Below are 17,830 nucleotides of genomic sequence, written 5' to 3' on the forward strand. Positions count from 1 at the left end.
CGGCAACACACGCTGCCGACCCGCTAATCCCTTAATTTTGAATGGATACGCGCGTCTGGCGACGTTTCACGACCCGCAGGCGCAGCGTGTCATAGGCCCAGTTGTACAACATGGTGTAGGGCAGGAAGAACAGGAAGAAACCCATCTCCAGCATGAACGCCTGAATCAGCGAGACGCCAAGCACCAGCGCTACCACGCTCACGCCGATGATAATAAAGCCGCATTCGAAGCCCAGCGCATGCAGCGCACGGACTTTCGCGGTACGCACGACGCGGCTCACCGGCCACAGTTTGTCAAAAACCGCGTTGTAGATAATGTTCCAGACCATCGCGAGGGTGGCGAGAAGAATACTCACCCCGCCCATCTCCACCACTGAACGCTGCATCAGCCAGGCGGCAGTAGGGGCCAGGATCGCCGTCGCAATCCCTTCAAAGCAAACGGCGTGGAAGATTCGCTCCAGTAACGTTCTGCGGTGCAGAGCATTATGTTGCATAGTGTTAAACCTCATTATTTCAAAATGAATTGTACGGTACCGGGAGTGAATTTTATTGATAAATGTGATAAATGAAAGATAGATACCATCGATAAAAGCGATACATCATGCGCTACTCACCGGAAGCTCTTACCGCCTTTGTGGAAACCGTCTCATGCGGATCGTTTTCCGCCGCGGCCCGTCGGCTGCGAAAAAGCCAGTCGACCATCAGTACCGCCATCGCCAATCTGGAGGCGGATCTGGGCGTTACCCTCTTTGACCGCGCGTCCCGTCAGCCGGTACTCACCGAACAGGGACGACGGGTGCTGAGCTACGTGCAGGCGATCCTTACCGCCAGCGACCGGCTCGACGAAGTGGCGGTGTCGCTGTCAGGGGAAACCGAAGTGCGGCTCACGTTTGTGCTCTCGGATACGCTGCACCCGGCGGTGCTGGCCGAACTGCTGTCGCAGTTTGACCAGCGTTTTCCGCATACTGAATTTGAATGCCTGGTCGGTGAGGACGCGGACGTTATCGATCTGCTGCAAAAGGGGCGGGCGCACATCGGGCTTATCGAGGCGCGCGGTCAGTACCCTACCGACATCGGCATGTCGCGGGTGCCGGTACAGTCGCGCATGGCGATCTACGTCGCGCCGTCGCACCCGCTGGCAGGTAAAAAACAGATCGAATGGGATGCGCTGCACACCTGGCGTGAGCTGCGCCTCAACACCTATCTCGAAGATAACCCGCAGCCCGCGCGCGGCCCGGTGTGGTCCGCGCCCAACTATCTGATGCTGCTGAGCATGGCGGAGCANCTTTGGCTGGTGCGCACTACCCTGTGCGCTGGTGGCGGAATTCAACACCACCAAAAAACTGGTCACGCTGAATATTACCGGCTGGCCACGGGCGGTATCGGTGGATCTGGTGTGGAATAAAAAGTCGCCGCTGGGGGCCGCGGGCAGTTGGTNNGCAACTGCCGCAAGCATCGGTGACGAACTAAACGACGACGTGTGATTAATCTCACTTTTTTTAAACAATTGCGAAAATAGTTGATAACAATCATCTACTATGATGGAGGTTTTTTGCGCTGAGGTAGAGATGAAAGATGTCGTTATCGTCGGTGCGCTGCGTACGCCCATCGGCTGGTTTTCNNGCCGTGGAACTGGGTAGCGTGGTAGTGAAAGCGCTGGTGGAGCGTACAGGTATCGCCCCCACGGCCGTTGATGAAGTGATTCTGGGTCAGGTCCTGACGGCCGGTACCGGGCAGAATCCTGCGCGACAGTCTGCCATCAAAGGCGGGCTGCCGAATACGGTATCCGCTATCACCATCAACGACGTCTGCGGCTCCGGGNNATTCAGTGCGGCGAAGCGGATGTCGTCATCGCGGGGGGTCAGGAGAACATGAGCCGTGCGCCGCATGTACTCACCGACAGCCGCACCGGGGCGCGACTGGGTAACAGCCAGCTTATCGACAGCCTGGTGCACGACGGCCTGTGGGATGCGTTCAACGATTACCATATGGGTGTCACCGCGGAAAACCTGGCGCGCGAATACGGCATCAGCCGCGAACTGCAGGACGCCTGGGCGCTCAGTTCGCAGCAAAAAGCGCGGCTGGCGATCGATTCCGNNCGCAGGCAACGCCTCGTCTATTAATGACGGCGCGGCCGCCGTGCTGATGATGAGCGAAAGCAAAGCGCAGGAACTTAATCTGCCGGTGCTGGCACGGATCCGCGCGTTTGCCAGCGTCGGCGTCGATCCGGCGCTAATGGGAATCGCTCCCGTCCACGCCACCCGCCGTTGTCTCGAGCGTGCAGGCTGGCAACTCAACGATGTCGATCTGATCGAAGCCAACGAAGCCTTTGCCGCGCAGGCGATCTCCGTCGGCAGAATGCTCGAATGGGACGAACGGCGGGGCAACGNNTGGACAGGGCGTGGCCCTGGCGGTGGAGCGCGCATAAGCGTCTGAAATAAAAAAGCCCTCCGCAGGGAGGGCAAGGCCAGTTACAGAAACACTTACTCAATGATATTTCCGCTATGCAGATGCCTGTCCCCAGCGGAATCAGCCTGGAACTTATCAAAACGCCGTTTCATTTTGTGTGATGCCCGGCGCAAATTCCTGACAATCTCTCATTAATTCATCACCCTCTGCAGCAGATCTTTGTTTTCAAACGTCCTTTTCCGTTAGCGCTGCTGTTTTTCTAAGTTCGCTAATCCCTTGTATTTCCTGATGTTGCTTTCGTGCCGCTGTGTAGTGGCGTGATCGATGCAGCATTTCTGACAATCTCCTTCGTGAAAATTGAAACGTTGTTTTATTTATAATTGAAAACCCATTTCAGGAGGGGTAGGATGGCGACATATCCAAAGCGGAACTCTGTTTTACTCCGCTTCCCGATCACAACACATTTTCCCGGAGGTGAACGTGGACGTCAGACAAAGCATCCATAGCGCGCATGCGAAAACGCTTGATACTCAAGGCCTGCGCGATGAGTTTTTAGTTGAGAAAGTATTTGTCGCGGATGAATACACCATGGTTTACAGCCATATCGACCGCATCATCGTCGGTGGCATCATGCCGGTCAGCAAAACCGTTTCTGTTGGCGGCGAAGTCGGTAAACAGCTCGGCGTCAGTTATTTCCTTGAGCGCCGTGAGCTGGGCGTGATTAACATCGGCGGCCCGGGCACCATTACCGTTGACGGTAAGTGCTACGAAATCGGCCACCGCGATGCGCTGTACGTCGGCAAGGGGGCGAAAGAAGTGGTTTTCGCCAGTGTTGACCAGACCAAACCGGCGAAGTTTTATTACAACTGCGCCCCGGCGCACATGACTTATCCCACCAAAAAAGTGACCCCGGCTGACGTGGCGCCCGTCACGCTCGGCGATAATCTCACCAGTAACCGTCGCACCATCAACAAATATTTCGTGCCGGACGTGCTGGAAACCTGCCAGCTCAGCATGGGCTTAACGCAGCTTGAGCCGGGCAACCTGTGGAATACCATGCCCTGCCATACCCACGAACGCCGTATGGAAGTGTACCTGTACTTCAACATGGACGACGACGCTTGTGTGTTCCACATGATGGGGCAGCCGCAGGAGACGCGTCACATCGTCATGCACAACGAGCAGGCGGTAATTTCCCCTAGCTGGTCAATTCATTCTGGCGTGGGGACGCGCGCTTACACCTTCATCTGGGGGATGGTAGGCGAAAACCAGGTCTTTGATGATATGGACCACGTCGCGGTAAAAGATCTGCGCTAGTCGCAGGCACGTTTTAATCATGCCTGAGCAATGCAGGCGCAGTAAGAGTGAGGAATACCATGATTTTGAATGACTTCTCCCTGCAGGGAAAAGTGGCTATCGTGACCGGTTGTGATACGGGTCTGGGTCAGGGGATGGCGTTGGGTCTGGCGGAAGCGGGCTGTGACATTGTCGGGATTAACCTGGTTGAGCCGAGCGAAACCATTGAGCGCGTGACCGCGCTGGGGCGTCGCTTCCTGAGCCTGACCGCCGATCTGCGTGCGATCGATCGTATCCCTGAACTGCTGGAGCGTGCGGTTGCGGAATTCGGCCATGTCGATATTCTGGTGAATAACGCCGGTCTGATCCGTCGCACAGACGCTATCGATTTCAGCGAAAAAGACTGGGACGACGTAATGAACCTGAACATCAAAACGGTGTTCTTTATGTCGCAGGCGGTGGCGAAGCAGTTCATCGCGCAAGGCAAAGGCGGCAAAATCATCAATATCGCCTCCATGCTCTCCTTCCAGGGCGGCATCCGTGTTCCGTCGTACACCGCTTCGAAGAGCGCCGTAATGGGCGTGACCCGTCTGCTGGCGAACGAGTGGGCGAAACACGGCATCAACGTTAACGCCATTGCGCCGGGCTATATGGCGACCAACAACACGCAGCAACTGCGTGCGGACGAGCAGCGTAGCGCGGAAATCCTCGACCGTATCCCGGCCGGGCGTTGGGGCCTGCCGAGCGATCTGAAAGGGCCGATTGTCTTTTTAGCCTCTCCGGCCTCTGACTACATCAACGGCTATACCATCGCTGTGGATGGCGGCTGGCTGGCGCGTTAATTTCACGCCAGAAACATCAACCCTCGCCTGCAGCGAGGGTTTTTTTTGTCCTTTTTCGTACGAAAAAGATCGTATTTTGCGCCCGTTGAATAAGTATGAAATGCTACATTTTCGGCAATAGTAATATCGTGAAATGGACGTATTTATTATTTTTGTGAATAGGGATTTTGCATTATGACCGGCATGATGCGGTGCATTGCGGTATGGCGATAAAAACAGCACAAAGAGCGTCTAATGTATAATATATTGATTATAAAGCCTTTGATAAGATGTGTTGTTTCCCATAACAAAAATCACCTCCATTTTCTGCGACATCAAACACCATGCCATTAATAACTACCATTTCTTGTAGCAATGTAATTTGAATTAAAAAAAGCGATTCAGATTATTCCCACTGTGAGATATTATCGATCACTTAAGGGAATTAATCAGAGTTTTCATCTGCTATGTCTTCACTGGAAATCAAATCAAGCAGCGTGCCGGAGTTTGCGCATTATCCGCCCGCGTCTCCGCGCACCGGGGAGATCGATCTTCTCGCCCTCATTGATACTCTATGGTGTGCGAAGCGGCACATTCTGGCCTGTATTCTGGGGTTCGCCTTCGCCGGGCTTCTCATCGCTTTCCTGTTACCGCAAAAATGGACCAGTAATGCCGTGATCACCCCGGCGGAATCCACCCAGTGGAATACGCTGCGCCAGACGCTGGTTAACCTGCAGGTGCTGGATGTGAATACCCGTCTTGACCGTGGCGAGGCGTTCAGCCTGTTTATCAAAAAATTCCGTTCACAACTGCTGCTGGAAGAGTACATCAAGTCCACACCGATGATTATGGAGCAGTTCAACGATACCCAGGTTGACCCGATGGAGCTGCACCGGGCGATTGTGGCAATCTCAGAGAAGATGAAAGCGGTCGATGACAGCAGCAATAAAAAAGGCGATCCGCAGCCCTACAGTTCATGGACGCTGAGTTTTACCGCACCTAATCCGCATGAAGCGCAAAGCATCCTTGATGGCTATATCCAGTTTGTCGCGAAACAGGTGGTTGAGCAGACAATGGACGGCGTACGCAATTCGCTGTCGCTGAAAACCAAAACCGAAAAAGAAACGCTCGATCTCGAGCGGGCAAAACTCAACAATCTCCACGAAGCCAAAATTAAGCGCTTGAACTATTCGCTGGAAGTGGCGAAAGCAGCGGGCATTTCGAAACCCGTGTACAGCAACGGTCAGGCGGTAAAAGACGACCCCGATTTCTCTGTCGCGCTCGGCGCGGACGGCATTGCCCGCAAGCTGGAAATCGAAAAATCCATTGCTGACGTTGCAGAGCTGAACGGGAATCTGCGGAATCGCGAATATCTGCTGGGGCAGCTCGAAAAACTGAACATCGAAGATGTGACCTTCCCGGTGTTCAAATACCAGTTAGCCGCCTCACTGCCAGTGAAAAAAGATGGCCCCGGCAAATCACTCGTCGTGCTGCTCGCCGCCCTGCTCGGCGGAATGGTGGCCTGCGGCGGGATCCTGCTCCGCCAGGCCATGCGAACGCGGGAACCGGCACTGAAAGTGGTGTGATGTTATTGTGAACATATGAGAGTCCGGAGAAGGGTTCCCTTCTCCGGACTCTCATGTTCTCTAAAGCCCAGAACCAAAGCCCAGCCGCTATCAGGCGACTTTATTCACTGGCAATCCTCCCCTCATTTTGCTTCACTGAACCTCACAACACAGCGAGGTTTGCGGATGAAAACGATTGGATTACTGGGCGGAATGAGTTGGGAATCCACCATTCCCTATTATCGGCTGATTAACGAAGGCATTAAGCAGCAGCTCGGCGGGCTGCATTCGGCGAAAATCATCCTGCACAGCGTCGATTTTCATGAGATAGAAGCCTGCCAGTCGGGCAATCAGTGGGATAAAGCCGGAGAGATGCTGGCCGATGCCGCGCAGGGGCTGGAAAAGGCGGGCGCGGAGGGGATTGTGCTCTGTACCAATACGATGCACAAAGTCGCTAATGCCATTGAATCCCGCTGCAGCGTTCCTTTTTTGCACATCGCCGGAGCCACCGGACGGGCCATTGAAAAACAGGGCATGAAGCGCGTGGCGCTGCTTGGTACCCGTTACACCATGGAGCAGGATTTCTACCGTGGACGACTGGAATCGGAATTCGGTCTGGAAACGCTGATCCCCGATGCCAGTGAACGCGAGCAGATCAACCGCATCATCTTTGACGAGCTGTGCCTCGGCAGCTTCACGCAGCCGTCGCGCGAAATTTATCTGCACGTCATTGAGCGGCTGGCGCAAGAGGGTGCGGAAGGGGTGATTTTCGGTTGTACCGAAATCGGCCTGCTGGTCCCGGTGGAACAGAGCCCGGTGCCGGTCTTTGATACAGCGGCGATCCATGCCGCAGACGCCGTCGAATTTATGCTGTCGTAGCGCGATTCAGCACCGCCTCCAGCGGCCGGGTGATGAGCGACAGGTGAGCCGGTAAATGCTGTGAAAAGGCCTCGACCAGCGCCGAGGCGGGGCGGTGGAGCGGGCGAATCAGGCTCACAGTAAACGGCACCGCCACGCTGAAGCGTCGTACCACCACGCCGCTGGCGGCATAGTCGAGCGCGGTCATCGGGTTGACCACTGAGATCCCGGCACCCGCGCGTACCAGCGAACACACCGAGGCTGCGCTGTGCGTTTCCACCACCATTCGCCGTTTCACCTGATGCTCCGCAAACAGCGTGTCCAGCAACTGGCGATAGCTGTCGGTGCGCGACAGGCTGATGTAGTTTTCACCATGAAAATCGGCGGGCGTCAGCGTCGTTTTGGCTGCCAGCGGATGATTATGCGGCAGTACGCAGACCTCGTTGAGCGTCAGCAGCGGCGTGCGTTCTGTTCCGGCAGGGGTCTGTAAGGTCTCCGTTAAGCCCAGATCGTGGCGCTGGGCGGAAAGCCACTCCTCCAGCAGCGGCGACTCCTGCGGCACAATCTGCAGGCTCACTTCCGGGTAACGCGCCAGAAACGGCTGCAGCAGAGCGGGTAAAAACGACTGCGAAAAGACCGGCAGGCAGACCACGGAGAGCTCGCCCTGGCGAAACTCGCGCAGACCCTCGGCGGCGCTGATGATCCGGTCAAGGCCGTACCACGACCGCTGAACCTCCTCGAACAACCGTAGCCCCTGCACCGTCGGATGCAGACGACCCCGCGACCGCTCAAACAGCGTCAGCTCCAGTACCTTTTCGAAACGCGCCAGCTCGCGGCTGACGGTGGGCTGCGAGGTATTCAGCAGGCGCGCCGCCTCGGTAAGATTGCCCGCGGTCATCACCGCGTGAAAGATTTCGATATGACGCAGGTTTACCGCCGCCATGGAAAACTCCTGTGGGAACGTAGTCCATATCATTTTTGCATAGACTGGCGATAAAACGATATTTTTTATTCCCTTCTTTTTATGGCGTAATCGGGTGAATTGATGATTGATTGAACCCCGGAGACCACCATGCCACGCTCGCTGTACAACACCGATACCAGCCTCAACGCCGACAATCTGCTGCGCTTGCCTGCGGAATTTGGCTGCCCGGTCTGGGTCTATGACGCGCAGATTATTCGTCAGCAGGTAGCCCAGCTCAGCCAGTTTGACGTGGTGCGTTTTGCGCAGAAGGCCTGCTCTAACGTGCATATTCTGCAATTGATGCGTGAGCAGGGCGTGAGGGTGGATTCGGTGTCGCTGGGTGAAATCGAACGTGCGCTGGTGGCCGGGTTTGATCCGCTAACCCGCCCGGATGACATCGTGTTTACCGCCGACGTGCTGGACAACGAAACCCAGGCGCGGGTGGCGGAACTGGGCATTCCGGTGAATGCCGGTTCGGTGGATATGCTCGAGCAACTGGGCGCGGCGTCACCGGGGCATCGCGTCTGGCTGCGCATCAACCCGGGCTTTGGGCACGGTCATAGCCAGAAAACCAATACCGGCGGCGAAAACAGCAAGCACGGGATCTGGCACAGCGATCTGCCGTTAGCACTGGCGGGNTCACATGCACATCGGTTCCGGCGTGGATTACGGTCATCTTGAGCAGGTCTGCGGCGCGATGGTGGAGCAGGTGATCGCCTTCGGTCAGGATCTTGAGGCGATCTCCGCGGGCGGCGGCCTGTCGATTCCGTATCATGAAAATGAGGAAACCATCGATACGCAGCATTATTTTGGCCTGTGGAACGCCGCACGGCAGAAAATTGCGCAGCATCTCGGTCATCCGGTGAAGCTGGAGATTGAGCCGGGTCGTTACCTGGTGGCGGAAGCCGGTGTGCTGGTGGCGCAGGTGCGCAGCGTGAAAGCGATGGGACGTCGCCACTTTGTGCTGATCGACGCGGGCTTTAACGATCTGATGCGCCCGGCGATGTACGGCAGCTATCACCATATTTCGGCGCTCCCGGCGGACGGTCGCGATCTGAGCCAGGCGCCGTTGATCGATACCGTAGTGGCTGGCCCGCTGTGCGAATCGGGAGACGTCTTTACCCAACAGGAAGGCGGTAAAGTGGACACCCGCCCGCTGCCTGCGGTCGTTCCGGGGGATTATCTGGTGCTGCATGATACGGGCGCGTATGGTGCGTCGATGTCGTCCAACTACAACAGCCGCCCGCTGCTGCCGGAAGTGCTGTTTGACGGTGGAAAAGCGCGGCTGATCCGCCGCCGTCAGACCATTCAGGAATTGATCGCGCTGGAGCTGCTGTAAGGCCCGACGGTGACGGAATCCCGCAGCACCAGCGTACCGGTGAACGGCGGGATCGTTTCGATCGGCTGATCGTTCGCCAGTTTTATCGCCTGCTCAATGGCCGTCACAATCATGTTGTCGATGGGCAAATAGACCGTCGACAGCCCCGGCTCCAGCCATTTCGCGCTGGGCGCGTCGTCGAAACCAAACAGGGAAATATCCTGTGGAATGCGCAGCCCCGCCTGATGCAGTGCTTTGGATGCCCCCAGCGCCATGTCGTCGTTGCAGGCGAAGAGGGCGCTGAAGCGGGTGTTGTCTTCCAGCAGTTCACGGCACAGTTCATAACCGCGCGTCATGCTGGAATCACCATATTTCACTCTTGCCGGATCCCACGGAATACCATGCTTTTTCAGGGCGTTGCGGTAGCCTTCGAGACGCGCTTTCCCGGTTGGGGTATGAATCGGCACGGTGATGCAGGCGATGTCGCGGTGACCCTGCGAGATGAGATATTCCACGGCCTGGAACGCGGCATCCTGCTGTTCGAAGAACACGCAGCGATCGCGGGCCTGCGCCACATCGCGGTTGATCACCACCAGCGGCATGGGGATCGAGTCCACCAGCGCCATGATCGCTTTTTCGCTCATGTAACGGGTGTAGAGAATAATGGCGTCGCACTGCCGGTCGGCGAGCATCTGCACCGCCTGCTCTTCACGTTCCGGAGTATCGTGGCCGTCAGTGACAATCAGCTGTTTGCCGTGGGACTCCGTCTGCCGTGATGCCTGTTGCAGCAGACGACCGAAATAGAAACCATCGAAGGTGGAGACCACCAGACCAATGCTGTTGCTGGTCTGGTTAGCCAGAGATCGCGCCAGGAAGTTGGGGCGATAACCCAGCTCTTCCATCGCTTTAAACACCTGCTGACGGGTGCTCTCTTTAACCTGACCTGTGCCGTTCAGTACGCGGGATACGGTCGCTTTCGACACGCCAGCGCGCAGTGAGACATCCAGCATTGTTGCCATTGTAGATCCCTGATTCCACGAAATGATGGGTAGTTTATCACAGGCTGTCAGGCGTATAAGCCATTCCTCAAGTGTTAAAAAACGACTAAGATCACGCTTTTTGCTGTGAAATCACGGCGATGGGTCGTTAAACGACGCGATGAGGGTTTCGGAAAATTTGCTACACTGAGCGCTTTCAACCCTGCATTTCCCCGGGAGACGACGTGAAAATCCAGCCGCTGTATGACGCGCCGCAACATGCTGACCAGGTCACTGACTGGCTCTGGCAGGCCTTTGGCGATCCGCTGCCGAGGGAATTTTTCGCCAGCGTGATTGACCACAGCCAGACGCCGGACGCGCTGCCGCTGACGTTTATCGCCACCCAGGGCGATACGCTACTCGGCACCGTGGGGCTATGGCGCTGCGATTTAATCAGTCGTCAGGATTTGTGGCCGTGGATGGCGGCGCTGTATGTATCAGAAACCGCGCGCGGTGCGGGGCTGGCAGGGAAACTGCAGCGGCACGTTATCGACTACGCGCGTGAGCAAGGCTACGCGCAGCTTTACCTCTATTCAGCCTGTCGGGATTTTTACGAACGCTTCGGCTGGCACTACATCGGCGATGGCCTGGATTACCCGGCCACCGCGGTGCATCTTTATCGTTACGATCTTTCGCTGTCGGCGGGCGCCAGTACCGAGTGACGGCGCACCAGCGTTGGATTGAACAGATGAGTCACCTCCGGCAGCGGGCGTTTTTCAGCCAGCGCCAGCGCCAGTTCGGCGGCCTGTGTCGCCATGGTGACAATCGGATAACGCACAGTGGTTAAGCGCGGACGCACGTAGCGCGATACCAGCACATCATCAAAACCAATCAGCGAAATATCACCGGGCACCTCGATGCCGTTATCGTTCAGCACGCCCATCGCGCCTGCTGCCATCGAGTCGTTGTAGCAGGCAATGGCAGTAAAGTTTCTGCCGCGCCCCAACAGCTCCATCATCGCCTGCTCGCCACCGCTTTCGTCCGGTTCGCCGAAGGTCACCAGCCGGTCCTGGCACGGCAGCCCCCCCCCNAGACGATCTTCCGCATCGGAAATCGGGTGGTTGGAGCAAATGTAGCCGATGCGGGTATGCCCTTGTTGGATCAGGTGACGAGTTGCCAGATGGGCGCCGTAACGGTCGTCGAGCGCGACGCAGCGCTTTTCAAAACCCGGCACAATGCGGTTGATCAGTACCATACCGGGCATCTGTTTCATCAGCCCGGCCAGTTCGTCATCAGGGATCATTTTGGCATGCACCACCAGCGCGGCGCAGCGGTGGCGAATGAGCTGCTCAATGGCCTGACGCTCTTTTTGCTCATTGTGATAGCCGTTGCCGATCAGCAGAAAGTTGCCGGTATGGTAAGCCACCTGCTCAACGGCTTTGACCATCGCGCCAAAGAACGGGTCGGAGACATCCCCGACGACCAGCCCCACCGTTTCGGTCGACTGCTGGGCCAGCGCGCGGGCGTTGGCGTTCGGGTGATAGCTGAGCTCTTCCATCGCCGACATCACGGCCTGGCGCGAGCTGTCGCTGGCTTTTGGGGAGTGGTTGATGACGCGGGAAACGGTGGCGACAGAAACACCTGCGAGCCTGGCTACGTCCTTTATTGTCGCCATAGTATGCCTTCTTATGGGAAAACGTTTACACCGTTACAGTGTTACGGAAAAAGGGGCGGTGTTCAAGGGAAAGGGCGCTCACCATTGTACAAATGTGACCTCGCAGCGCTCTTATCGGTGTAATCGTTACACGGTTCGCCTGCAGTAATTGAAACGGAGAAAAGTGAATTCAAACCTTTAGTTACACTTTGCGAAGGGCTGTTGCGAATGTTCTCTGGAGGTATCACCAGGCGGGTTGCTACTCTGATCGTCCCAGAGGTATTGATTGGTGAGATTCTTCAGTACACGTTTCGTACTCTTTTCTTGCACCGACCTGCGCAGACGCGCAGGTTTTTTTTGCCCAAAAATCCGCTTACACGCTGCATTTCCACGGCCTTCTCGTGTAACCTGCACTGAAATCTTCGTCAGGCAAATGGAGTTGATATGCTTTTTGGATTTTTCCGCCTGCTGTGTCGGGTGCTCTTTCGCGTCAGGATGACCGGAAATACAGACGCGCTCTACCAGTACAAAGTCTTGATCACGCCTAACCATGTCTCGTTTATTGATGGCATTTTGCTGGCGTTGTTTCTCCCCATTCGTCCGGTGTTTGCCGTCTATACCTCGATCAGCGAAAAGTGGTTTATGCGCTGGCTGAAACCGCTTATCGACTTTGTTCCCCTCGATCCGACAAAACCGATGACCATTAAGCACCTGGTGCGGCTGATCGAGCAGGGCCGCCCGGTGGTGATCTTCCCGGAAGGGCGTATTTCCGTCACCGGCTCGCTGATGAAAATCTACGACGGCGCAGCGTTCGTGGCGGCAAAATCCAATGCGACCATCGTACCGGTGCGCATCGAAGGTGCCGAGTTAACCCATTTTAGTCGTCTGAAAGGGCTGGTGAAGCAGCGCCTGTTCCCGCGCATTCATCTGCATCTTCTGCCGCCGACCCGCATTCCGATGCCCGACGCGCCACGCGCCCGCGACCGCCGCAGAATCGCCGGTGAGATGCTGCATCAGATCATGATGGAAGCCCGCATGGCGGGGGGCCCCGGTGCGCCCGCGCGAAACGCTGTATGAGGCGCTGTTGTCGGCACAGTCCCGTTTCGGCGCGCGCAAAAACTGCGTCGAAGATATCAATTTCCAGCCCGACACCTACCGCAAGCTGCTGACCAAAACGCTGTTTGTCGGTCGTATTCTTGAAAAGTACAGCGCGCCGGGGGAAAAGATTGGCCTGATGCTGCCTAACGCGGGCATCAGCGCAGCGGTGATTTTTGGCGCAGTGGCGCGCAAACGTATTCCCGCAATGATGAACTACACCGCCGGCGTCAAAGGGCTAACCAGCGCGATTACCGCCGCGGAAATCAAAACCATTTTTACCTCACGCATGTTCCTTGATAAAGGCAAACTGTGGCCGCTGACGGAGCAACTGACTCAGGTGCGCTGGGTGTTCCTGGAAGATCTAAAAGGCGATGTCACCACGGCGGACAAGCTGTGGATCTTCTCGCGGCTGCTGATGCCGCGGCTGGCGCAGGTGAAACANNCAGCCATAAAAGCATACTGGCGAACGTCGAGCAGATTAAAGCGATCGCCGACTTTACGGCGAAAGACCGCTTTATGTCGGCGCTGCCGCTGTTCCACTCGTTCGGCCTCACCGTTGGGCTGTTTACCCCGTTACTGACTGGCGCTGAAGTGTTCCTTTATCCGAGCCCGTTGCACTACCGCGTGGTGCCGGAACTGGTCTACGACCGCAACTGCACCGTGATGTTTGGCACTTCAACCTTCCTTGGCAACTACGCGCGTTTCGCCAATCCGTATGATTTCTTCCGCATCCGTTACGTGGTGGCCGGGGCAGAAAAGCTGCAGGAGAGCACGCGCCAGCTGTGGCAGGACAAGTTTGGCTTGCGGGTGCTTGAAGGCTACGGCGTGACCGAGTGTGCGCCGGTGGTCTCCATCAACGTGCCGATGGCGGCGAAACCGCATACCGTGGGTCGCATTTTGCCTGGAATGGACGCGCGGCTGCTGGCGGTACCGGGGATTGAAGAGGGCGGTCGCCTGCAACTGAAAGGGCCGAACATCATGAACGGCTACCTGCGGGTCGAAAATCCGGGCGTACTGGAAGCGCCAACGGCGGAAAATCAGCACGGTGAGCTGGAAACCGGCTGGTATGACACCGGTGATATCGTCACCTTTGATGAACAAGGGTTCGTGCAGATCCAGGGGAGGGCGAAGCGCTTTGCTAAAATCGCCGGGGAGATGGTGTCCCTTGAGGTGGTTGAGCAGATGGCGCTGGCGGTCTCGCCTGACAAAATGCACGCCACGGTGATCAAAACCGATGCCAGCAAAGGCGAGGCGCTGGTGCTGTTTACCACCGATAATGAACTGAGCCGCGACAAGCTCCAGCAGTATGCCCGGGCGCATGGCGTCCCGGAACTGGCGGTGCCTCGCGATATTCGTTTTATGAAGCAGTTGCCGGTGCTGGGCAGCGGCAAGCCGGATTTTGTCACCCTTAAAACCCAGGTCGATAAGGCGGAACAACACGATGAGTGAGTCAGTGCACACTAACACCTCGCTGTGGTCGAAAGGGATGATGGCCGTTATTTGCGCGCAGTTTCTTTCGGCATTTGGTGACAATGCACTGCTGTTTGCCACGCTCGCATTAATGAAAGCGCAGTTCTACCCGGACTGGAGCCAGCCGGTGCTGCAAATGGTGTTTGTGGGCGCTTACATTCTGTTTGCGCCCTTTGTTGGCCAGGTGGCGGACAGCTTCGCCAAAGGCCGGGTGATGATGTTTGCCAACGGCCTGAAACTGGTCGGTGCGGCCAGTATCTGCTTCGGCGTAAATCCGTTTATCGGCTACACGCTGGTGGGCGTCGGGGCGGCGGCCTACTCACCGGCGAAATACGGCATTCTGGGCGAGCTGACCACTGGCGATAAGCTGGTCAAAGCCAACGGTCTGATGGAGTCGTCGACTATCGCCGCAATCCTGCTCGGCTCCGTCACCGGCGGTATTCTGGCGGACTGGCACGTGCTGGCATCGCTGGGCATCTGTGCCGTGGTTTACGCGGGCGCGGTGGTGGCAAACCTGTTTATCACTCGTCTGCCAGCGGCGCGTCCGGGGCAGTCGTGGCGGTTTAGCGCAATGACCGCGAGCTTCTTTTCCGCAACCGCCTCCCTGTGGCGTAATCGCGAAACCCGTTTTTCTCTCGTCGGTACCAGCATGTTCTGGGGCGCTGGCGTCACGCTTCGCTTTTTGCTGGTGCTGTGGGTGCCCGTGGCGCTGGGTATCGTCGATAACGCCACGCCAACGTATCTGAACGCGATGGTGGCGGTGGGGATTGTGGCAGGAGCCGGGGCAGCGGCGAAACTGGTGACGCTTGATACCGTCTCCCGCTGCATGCCTGCCGGGATCCTGATCGGCGTGGTGGTGGCGATTTTCGCGCTACAACAGGCGTTGTTACCTGCTTATGCCCTGCTGTTGCTGATCGGCGTATTCGGCGGTTTCTTTGTGGTGCCGCTGAATGCGCTGTTGCAGGAGCGCGGCAAGCAGACCGTCGGCGCAGGCAACGCGATTGCGGTGCAGAATCTCGGTGAAAACGGCGCGATGTTGCTGATGCTGGGTCTGTACTCGCTGGCGGTAAAAGCGGGGATCCCGGTCGTCGGTGTCGGCATCGGTTTTGGCGTGCTGTTTGCGCTGGCGATAGTCGCGCTGTGGATTTGGGGTCGTCGTCGCTAATCAAACATTACCCGGCCCGCAGGCCGGGTAAACATAGCTTACGGTGCCGGATAGGTATACACCTGATGCACCGCTTCAATTTCCGCCAGCACCTCGTTGCTTAACTCAACATGCAGGCTTTCAACGTTGGTCTTCAGCTGTTCCAGGGTCGTGGCGCCCAGCAGGGTGCTGGCGACAAACGGCTGACGACGCACAAACGCCAGCGCCATCTGCGCCGGATCCAACTGATGGCGCTTCGCGATATCGACATAGGCCGCCACCGCTTTCTGCGCCTGTTCGCCACTGTAGCGGGTGAAGCGGCTGAACAGCGTGTTGCGCGCGCCGGCGGGTTTTGCTCCGTTCAGATATTTACCGGTCAGCGTACCAAACGCCAGACTTGAGTACGCCAGCAATTCAACGCCTTCGTACTGCGTCACTTCCGCCAGACCGACTTCAAAGCTGCGGTTCAGCAGGCTGTAGGGGTTCTGAATGGTGACGATGCGCGGCAGATCGTGCTTGTCGGCCAGATGCAGATAGCGCATCACGCCAAATGGCGTTTCGTTGGAGACGCCAATGTAGCGGATTTTCCCGGCGCGCTGGAATTCAGTGAGCGCTTCCAGCGTCTCCAGCAGGGTGATCACCGGCTGCGTCTCGGTCCATTCATAGCCGAGTTTGCCGAAACAGTTGGTTGGCCGCTGCGGCCAGTGGAGCTGGTAGAGATCAAGATAATCGGTTTGCAGACGCTTCAGGCTGTCGTGCAGCGCGTCGCGAATGTTTTTCCGATCCAGCGCCTGGTTCGGGCGAACGGCGCTGTCGTTATTGCGTGTCGGGCCAGCGACTTTCGACGCCAGTACCAGTTTTTCACGGCTGCCGTGTTTTGCCNGATAAATCTCTGCAACATCAATCAGGTTAATGCCCTGGCTGACGGCATAATCGAGCTGTGCGTGGGCGTCGGCTTCGCTGTTTTGTTCACCAAACGTCATAGTGCCCAGCCCCAGTGTGCTGACTTCCAGGGAGCTGTGGGGGATACGGTGATAATGCATAGCCGCTTTCCTGTAACTCGAATTATTTAGGGTATATAAACATGGCAGAGGGGGAGAAAAAGTGGAAGTAAAAAGATCAAAAAAGGCCAGCGGGGCTGACCTCTTTTCTTTTAGCGCTTAATAATTTGGGAGACGTCGTCGCGGTTAATTTGCATCGTGTTGCCCTGCTGATCTTCATAGCTGATCAGGCCCGTGTCGTCATCCACTTCCGGTTTTCCGTCCGTCAGGATCATTCGACCGTCTTTGGTCGCCATTACGTAATCGCTGCTGCAGCCTGAAACGGCAAAGGCAATCCCTACCGCAGAAATTAATACTGCCCATTTTTTCATCGTTATCCCCTTAATATGACTGCACCCATATCAGTGTAGTAATAACCTGATTAACGGACAGTAAAAAGCGGTAAAATCTTAAAAATGGGTGTAAGCCCCCATTTCGGGGGCAAAAATGCTGCTTAAAGTGGGTTTTTCTTATTCCGCATCAGGTTGAGGCTTTCCACGGCAATAGAAAAGAACATCGCGAAATAGATGTAGCCTTTCGGTACATGCACGTCGAAGCTTTCCAGAATCAGCGTGAAGCCCACCAGGATCAGGAAAGAGAGTGCCAGCATTTTGACGGAGGGGTGACGGTCGACAAACTCGCCGATCGGGCGCGCCGCAAACATCATGACCCCAACAGCAATCACCACTGCGGCCATCATGATAAACAGGTGATCGGACAGGCCTATCGCCGTGATCACTGAATCCAGGCTGAAGATAATATCCAGTAACATGATCTGCACGATGGCGCCGAGGAAGGAGTGCACATTGGTCTTAAGACCTTCTTCCTCGCCTTCAATCGATTCGTGGATCTCTTTACTGGCTTTCCAGATAAGAAACAGCCCGCCGAGCAGCAGAATGAGATCGCGTGCGGAGATTTCCTGACTGAAGACGGTAAACAGCGGGTTGGTCAGTTTCGCCACCCATGCAATGGAGGCCAGCAGCGCGAGGCGCATGATCATCGCCGCCATTAAACCCAGTCGACGTGCGTGGTTCCGTTGTGCGGTAGGTAGTTTCGCTACCACCAGAGAGAGAAAAATAATGTTATCGATCCCAAGTACGATTTCCAGTAGCGTCAGCGTACCCAGCGCCAGCCAGGCGTTGGGATCGGTTATCCATGCAAACAACATCTATTAAGTCCTGCCAAAAACGAAAAACGTCATTATACACGTCATTTTT

13 protein-coding genes and 4 pseudogenes are annotated in these 17,830 nt (G+C 56.5%); 10 read left to right on the forward strand and 7 right to left on the reverse strand.

Annotated elements, in window-relative coordinates; translation table 11 throughout:
• Nucleotides 1–31: 31 nt before the first annotated feature.
• A complete protein-coding gene (locus GM30_RS22750; RefSeq protein WP_049850448.1) occupies nt 32–493 on the reverse strand; it encodes a multidrug/biocide efflux PACE transporter in 462 nt (153 codons plus the stop codon).
• A 107-nt stretch (nt 494–600) separates the two neighbouring features.
• On the opposite strand from GM30_RS22750, the pseudogene GM30_RS22755 reads away from it, so the two are divergent.
• The 6 genes and pseudogenes from GM30_RS22755 to GM30_RS22780 all read left to right on the forward strand — a co-directional run bounded on the left by GM30_RS22755 (nt 601) and on the right by GM30_RS22780 (nt 6,969).
• A pseudogene (locus GM30_RS22755) lies at nt 601–1,483 on the forward strand (LysR family transcriptional regulator).
• An 84-nt stretch (nt 1,484–1,567) separates the two neighbouring features.
• Nucleotides 1,568–2,387, forward strand: a pseudogene (locus GM30_RS22760) (thiolase family protein); the annotation flags it as partial.
• 501 nt (nt 2,388–2,888) lie between these two features.
• A complete protein-coding gene (kduI, locus tag GM30_RS22765) occupies nt 2,889–3,725 on the forward strand; it encodes a 5-dehydro-4-deoxy-D-glucuronate isomerase (protein ID WP_049850449.1) in 837 nt (278 codons plus the stop codon).
• A gap of 59 nt (nt 3,726–3,784) precedes the next feature.
• Nucleotides 3,785–4,546, forward strand: a complete 762-nt coding sequence (gene kduD, locus GM30_RS22770) for a 2-dehydro-3-deoxy-D-gluconate 5-dehydrogenase KduD (protein WP_049850450.1) — start codon at nt 3,785–3,787, stop codon at nt 4,544–4,546.
• A 446-nt stretch (nt 4,547–4,992) separates the two neighbouring features.
• A complete protein-coding gene (wzz(fepE), locus tag GM30_RS22775; RefSeq protein ID WP_049850451.1) occupies nt 4,993–6,111 on the forward strand; it encodes an LPS O-antigen length regulator Wzz(fepE) in 1,119 nt (372 codons plus the stop codon).
• Nucleotides 6,112–6,276: 165 nt separating this feature from the next.
• Nucleotides 6,277–6,969 (forward strand): aspartate/glutamate racemase, encoded by a 693-nt coding sequence (locus tag GM30_RS22780; protein WP_049850452.1) that lies wholly within the window; start codon nt 6,277–6,279, stop codon nt 6,967–6,969.
• Here GM30_RS22780 and GM30_RS22785 read toward each other — a convergent pair.
• A complete protein-coding gene (locus GM30_RS22785) occupies nt 6,956–7,891 on the reverse strand; it encodes a LysR family transcriptional regulator (protein ID WP_049850453.1) in 936 nt (311 codons plus the stop codon). The genes GM30_RS22780 and GM30_RS22785 overlap by 14 nt on opposite strands.
• 129 nt (nt 7,892–8,020) lie before the next feature.
• On the opposite strand from GM30_RS22785, the pseudogene lysA reads away from it, so the two are divergent.
• A pseudogene (gene lysA, locus GM30_RS22790) lies at nt 8,021–9,251 on the forward strand (diaminopimelate decarboxylase).
• Here lysA and GM30_RS22795 read toward each other — a convergent pair.
• Entirely contained in the window at nt 9,221–10,240 is a 1,020-nt protein-coding gene (locus GM30_RS22795) for a LacI family DNA-binding transcriptional regulator (protein ID WP_162213009.1), read from the reverse strand. The pseudogene lysA and the gene GM30_RS22795 overlap by 31 nt on opposite strands.
• Nucleotides 10,241–10,452: 212 nt before the next feature.
• On the opposite strand from GM30_RS22795, the gene GM30_RS22800 reads away from it, so the two are divergent.
• Entirely contained in the window at nt 10,453–10,929 is a 477-nt protein-coding gene (locus GM30_RS22800) for a GNAT family N-acetyltransferase (RefSeq protein WP_049850455.1), read from the forward strand.
• On the opposite strand, the gene galR is transcribed toward GM30_RS22800, so the two are convergent.
• The gene (gene galR, locus GM30_RS22805; RefSeq protein ID WP_049850456.1) at nt 10,890–11,882 is read right to left on the reverse strand and encodes an HTH-type transcriptional regulator GalR; all 993 of its coding nucleotides are present in this window, start codon (nt 11,880–11,882) and stop codon (nt 10,890–10,892) included. The genes GM30_RS22800 and galR overlap by 40 nt on opposite strands.
• A 423-nt stretch (nt 11,883–12,305) precedes the next feature.
• On the opposite strand from galR, the pseudogene GM30_RS22810 reads away from it, so the two are divergent.
• Nucleotides 12,306–14,408: pseudogene (locus GM30_RS22810) on the forward strand (bifunctional acyl-ACP--phospholipid O-acyltransferase/long-chain-fatty-acid--ACP ligase).
• Nucleotides 14,401–15,594, forward strand: a complete 1,194-nt coding sequence (gene lplT / locus GM30_RS22815) for a lysophospholipid transporter LplT (RefSeq protein ID WP_049850457.1) — start codon at nt 14,401–14,403, stop codon at nt 15,592–15,594. The pseudogene GM30_RS22810 and the gene lplT overlap by 8 nt, the downstream one beginning before the upstream one ends.
• A gap of 38 nt (nt 15,595–15,632) precedes the next feature.
• Here lplT and GM30_RS22820 read toward each other — a convergent pair whose 3' ends face one another.
• The 3 genes from GM30_RS22820 to GM30_RS22830 all read right to left on the reverse strand — a co-directional run bounded on the left by GM30_RS22820 (nt 15,633) and on the right by GM30_RS22830 (nt 17,781).
• Nucleotides 15,633–16,616: an NADP(H)-dependent aldo-keto reductase gene (locus tag GM30_RS22820; protein ID WP_049850458.1), complete on the reverse strand. Its 984-nt coding sequence runs from the start codon at nt 16,614–16,616 to the stop codon at nt 15,633–15,635.
• A gap of 110 nt (nt 16,617–16,726) precedes the next feature.
• Nucleotides 16,727–16,945, reverse strand: a complete 219-nt coding sequence (locus GM30_RS22825; RefSeq protein WP_049850459.1) for a YgdI/YgdR family lipoprotein — start codon at nt 16,943–16,945, stop codon at nt 16,727–16,729.
• Nucleotides 16,946–17,067: 122 nt separating this feature from the next.
• On the reverse strand, nt 17,068–17,781 hold the full coding sequence (locus tag GM30_RS22830; RefSeq protein ID WP_049850460.1) for a TerC family protein: 714 nt from the start codon (nt 17,779–17,781) through the stop codon (nt 17,068–17,070).
• Nucleotides 17,782–17,830: the final 49 nt, after the last annotated feature.

It is taken from the genome of Trabulsiella odontotermitis (assembly GCF_001188485.1).
Classification (GTDB): Bacteria; Pseudomonadota; Gammaproteobacteria; order Enterobacterales; family Enterobacteriaceae; genus Trabulsiella; species Trabulsiella odontotermitis_A.

What these genes read in the sequence shown, in the direction of transcription:
- GM30_RS22785 (WP_049850453.1), bottom strand. Translation starts at nt 7,891, where the DNA reads ATGGCGGCGGTAAACCTGCGTCATATCGAAATCTTTCACGCGGTGATG.
- GM30_RS22795 (WP_162213009.1), bottom strand. Translation starts at nt 10,240, where the DNA reads ATGCTGGATGTCTCACTGCGCGCTGGCGTGTCGAAAGCGACCGTATCC.
- kduD (WP_049850450.1), top strand. Translation starts at nt 3,785, where the DNA reads ATGATTTTGAATGACTTCTCCCTGCAGGGAAAAGTGGCTATCGTGACC.
- GM30_RS22825 (WP_049850459.1), bottom strand. Translation starts at nt 16,945, where the DNA reads ATGAAAAAATGGGCAGTATTAATTTCTGCGGTAGGGATTGCCTTTGCC.
- GM30_RS22750 (WP_049850448.1), bottom strand. Translation starts at nt 493, where the DNA reads ATGCAACATAATGCTCTGCACCGCAGAACGTTACTGGAGCGAATCTTC.
- GM30_RS22780 (WP_049850452.1), top strand. Translation starts at nt 6,277, where the DNA reads ATGAAAACGATTGGATTACTGGGCGGAATGAGTTGGGAATCCACCATT.
- lplT (WP_049850457.1), top strand. Translation starts at nt 14,401, where the DNA reads ATGAGTGAGTCAGTGCACACTAACACCTCGCTGTGGTCGAAAGGGATG.
- GM30_RS22830 (WP_049850460.1), bottom strand. Translation starts at nt 17,781, where the DNA reads ATGTTGTTTGCATGGATAACCGATCCCAACGCCTGGCTGGCGCTGGGT.